This window comes from Microcystis sp. M31BS1 (genome assembly GCF_020245285.1).
Classification (GTDB): Bacteria; Cyanobacteriota; Cyanobacteriia; order Cyanobacteriales; family Microcystaceae; genus Microcystis; species Microcystis panniformis.
The window spans coordinates 1-3,210 of sequence record NZ_JADBVE010000058.1; the positions used below are offsets into that span (position 1 = coordinate 1).

The 3,210-nt window shown below is 38.6% G+C and carries 3 protein-coding genes and 2 pseudogenes; all 5 read right to left on the reverse strand.

Going from position 1 to position 3,210, the window contains the following annotated elements; genetic code table 11:
- Positions 1–197: 197 nt before the first annotated feature.
- Positions 198–434: a hypothetical protein gene (locus tag IM509_RS23975; RefSeq protein WP_052278433.1), complete on the reverse strand. Its 237-nt coding sequence runs from the start codon at positions 432–434 to the stop codon at positions 198–200.
- 50 nt (positions 435–484) lie between these two features.
- Positions 485–550 (reverse strand): annotated as a pseudogene (locus IM509_RS24295) (DUF4351 domain-containing protein); the annotation flags it as partial.
- Between the two features lie 64 nt (positions 551–614).
- Positions 615–2,051, reverse strand: a complete 1,437-nt coding sequence (locus IM509_RS03035) for a carotenoid oxygenase family protein (RefSeq protein ID WP_052276428.1) — start codon at positions 2,049–2,051, stop codon at positions 615–617.
- Positions 2,052–2,167: 116 nt separating this feature from the next.
- The gene (locus IM509_RS03040; protein ID WP_287716382.1) at positions 2,168–2,944 is read right to left on the reverse strand and encodes a Uma2 family endonuclease; all 777 of its coding nucleotides are present in this window, start codon (positions 2,942–2,944) and stop codon (positions 2,168–2,170) included.
- A 21-nt stretch (positions 2,945–2,965) separates the two neighbouring features.
- Positions 2,966–3,210: pseudogene (locus tag IM509_RS03045) on the reverse strand (Uma2 family endonuclease); the annotation flags it as partial.

Sequence of the window (3,210 nt, forward strand, 5' to 3'; positions counted from 1 at the left end):
AATTCAGGGGATAAAGTCATCATATTGTCGATGATTTCAAACAGTTTAATTATCTGTTCCCTCTCGAACTCCTTTTCATATAATCCCCTGATTAACCTCCACTTCCACTGTTCCCGTTCTGGCAGCTTCCCAGTAGTCGCTTTTGTTTTCAGGTGTGCCATGGCGATTATAGCAAAGGGATTGCTACTTGTTTCCAATTAGTCACTGATAACTGATAACTGATAACTGATAACTGAATAGAGTTTGTCAGCGAAACGTTTTTTTGTCCTTGCTGAAGCGGTAATCCGTTTGAGTTCTTTTTCTAGGGATTCAGGAATTTTTGTCCAATCAATCAATTGGTGAACTTCAGGAAAAAAGAAGTATAAAAACGCTTCAAAATACTCGGTTAATGCTTCTTTCCAGGGTTCATCATAATTGGCGGTTGTTGGGTTCATTATGACAATTTTAGTGGGTGATGGACAAAAGGCGATCGCTAATGTCAAAGCTAGGCAGTGAAAGTATTTAACCAATTGATTAAATCTTCTACCGTAGAGAAATCGAATAAAGCTTCTCTCTCACAAGTCCAGAAAACGGGTTTCTCGAAGAAACCCGTTTTCTAAATAGAAACCCCTTTTCTAAGTTGAGATTGCTTCTGCACCTTTTTCTGATTTTTCTTGCCAAGTACCGTGAAACCCCGGAGGGATAACACTGGGTAATTGCAGACAGCAAAGGGGTTCTTTTTCTAGCTGCTGACTATCATAGATTCTCACTTGGCTGCTGTGATTATTGCCGTCGTAAACCACGACGATTAACCATCCCGTTTCTGGAGATAAACCATCGGAGACAAAAATCGGTTCACTTCCATAACAGTTATTTTCTAGATAAGCAATAGTTAACTTACCTGTGGAGTGATTATAACAAGCGGGAAGTCCGATAATTTCCCGACGAATATCGCTATCGGGACGATGGACAGCTAAAAAAGTATTTTGCCATTTTTGTCCCACCAGCTGCGGGGAAACCACGGGAAAATCACAGCTTAAATCCGAGAGAATTTCCTGATTAATCACTTTTGCTGATAGGGGATTAATAGTGATACTTGCTAATTTTCCGATGGCTAAGGTTTCGGTTTCACCCGTGGGAACTTCTTTTAAAAATTGATTAGTTTTAAAGTCATCATAACGGACAAAAACAATTTCAAGATTGCCTTGGTCACTCACACAACCATTAGCGAAGTGCCATTGAAACCATGAATCTGTAACACTTTCACTGACTAATTGCAGAGAATCTCGATCAAAAATTAGTATTCTTGTTCCTAATTCTGGCTGCCACTGCATAGCATCACTAAAAGTTTTAAATCCCAACAGTATCGATAATTTATCCGCTTTTATCGGTGGAACGAAAAAGACGAGATACTGTCCTGCTAAAACAAAGTCATGCAGCAGAGACAATCTATCTAACTCAAAAGTATTTTTCTGGATAATTTCACCAGTGGAGTCAGACTTATAGAGATTTAAACTAACTTTGGCACTGATTGTCACCCCGAAATTAAAAATCTCTCCTCTGGACAAATCTAGCTTAGGATGAGCGGAAAAAGTTTCCTTTGCTTGTAAGCTAGATAAATTATCTAAACCTAGGGTTTCTAAAGATTGTAAATCTAATTTATGGGGAAAACCCCCTTCCCAGAGAGCTAATAATTTATCGGGTAAAGCTAACACCGAGGTATTAGCGGCATTTTTTACCTCTTTTCCCCAATTATTCCAAAAGAAGCCGGGGGCATTCATGCCATAATTAGGAAATAAATATTGATTAGCGGCACTTTCTTGCTGATAACCGGCAGTCTGAACATAACGATAGGTGGCACTGGCTCCCTTATCATGAAAATGTACAGCTAAAACTGCCCCATCTCCGTCAAACCAATGACCAACTTTTTGCTTACCTCTTTCTAATCTCCCCGGACCATTGCGATAGAGACTACCCCGCAATCCATCGGGAATTTTCCCCGATAGTAAGGTTAATTGCGTTTCAGAAAATTCCACTGCTGGTTTTTCTAAAGATTTTGCCCAAGCTTTCATAGATCTGCTTTTTTAGTGATTACATAGTTGAGTATAGCCCTAGACTAGGTTCAATGACAATAATTTCGGAAGTTTACCAGTTAATTAGTATTCGTCACAACCCATCAATTATGTCATTATAAAGTATCGGGATCAATTCCCAGAGAACGGATATATTCGGCTAAACGTTCAGCTTTAAGACGCTCTTGTTCTAATTGTAAACTTGCTTCTTCAGCTTTAAGACGCTCTTGTTCCAATTGTAAACTTGCTTGTTCAGCTTTAAGACGCTCTTGTTCCAATTGTAAACTTGCTTCTTCAGCTTTAAGACGCTCTTGTTCTAACCTTTGAGATAACTCGATAGAACTTAAAAATTTCTGACCATCTAAACTATAAATTTCTAACCCATCTTCTCTCAATTCAAATCGGATATTTAACCGAGGACTAACCCATCCCTTAATCTCAGGTATAGAACTTAATAGTCCTTCCTGTCTCAACCATCCTTGAAAATCATGAGAATCGGGATCATAGAGATAGTATTCTTCCACTCCATAACGTTGATAAAACAGTAGTTTTCGTTCCATTTCTTCTAAGCTATTAGAAGGGGAGAGAATTTCAAAGACCACTTGAGGAGCAATGTTATCTTCTTGCCATTGTTTATAGGAACCCCTTCTTCCTTTTGGACGACCAAATACTACCATAACATCGGGAGCAACTGGTCCAGTAATTTTCTTATCTTGGACGGGATACCAGAGCAGATCTCCCGCAATAAAAATCTGAGGAGAATTAGCAAAGAGAATCTCAAGATTTTCTTTGATTTTAACGATCCATTCGTATTGTTCGGTGTTATCAGCCATGGGTTTACCGTCACTGTCGGGGTATTCAATATCTGGATCAATAGCTGGTGTAAAGGTCATAATTTATACTCCTTTAAATATTCATAAGGTATCGGGATCAATTCCTAGAGAACGGATATATTCAGCTAAACGTTCAGCTTTAAGACGCTCTTGTTCTAACCTTTGAGATAACTCAAGAGAAGTTAAAAATTTCTGACCATCTAAACTATAAATTTCTAACCCATCTTCTCTCAAATCAAATCGGATACTTAACCGAGGACTAACCCATCCCTTAATCTCAGGTATAGAACTTAATAGTCCTTCCTGTCTCAACCATCCTTGAAAAT

Excerpts from the sequence above, each read along its gene's own strand:
- IM509_RS03035 (WP_052276428.1), bottom strand. The coding sequence starts at position 2,051 with ATGAAAGCTTGGGCAAAATCTTTAGAAAAACCAGCAGTGGAATTTTCT.
- IM509_RS03040 (WP_287716382.1), bottom strand. The coding sequence starts at position 2,944 with ATGACCTTTACACCAGCTATTGATCCAGATATTGAATACCCCGACAGT.
- IM509_RS23975 (WP_052278433.1), bottom strand. The coding sequence starts at position 434 with ATGAACCCAACAACCGCCAATTATGATGAACCCTGGAAAGAAGCATTA.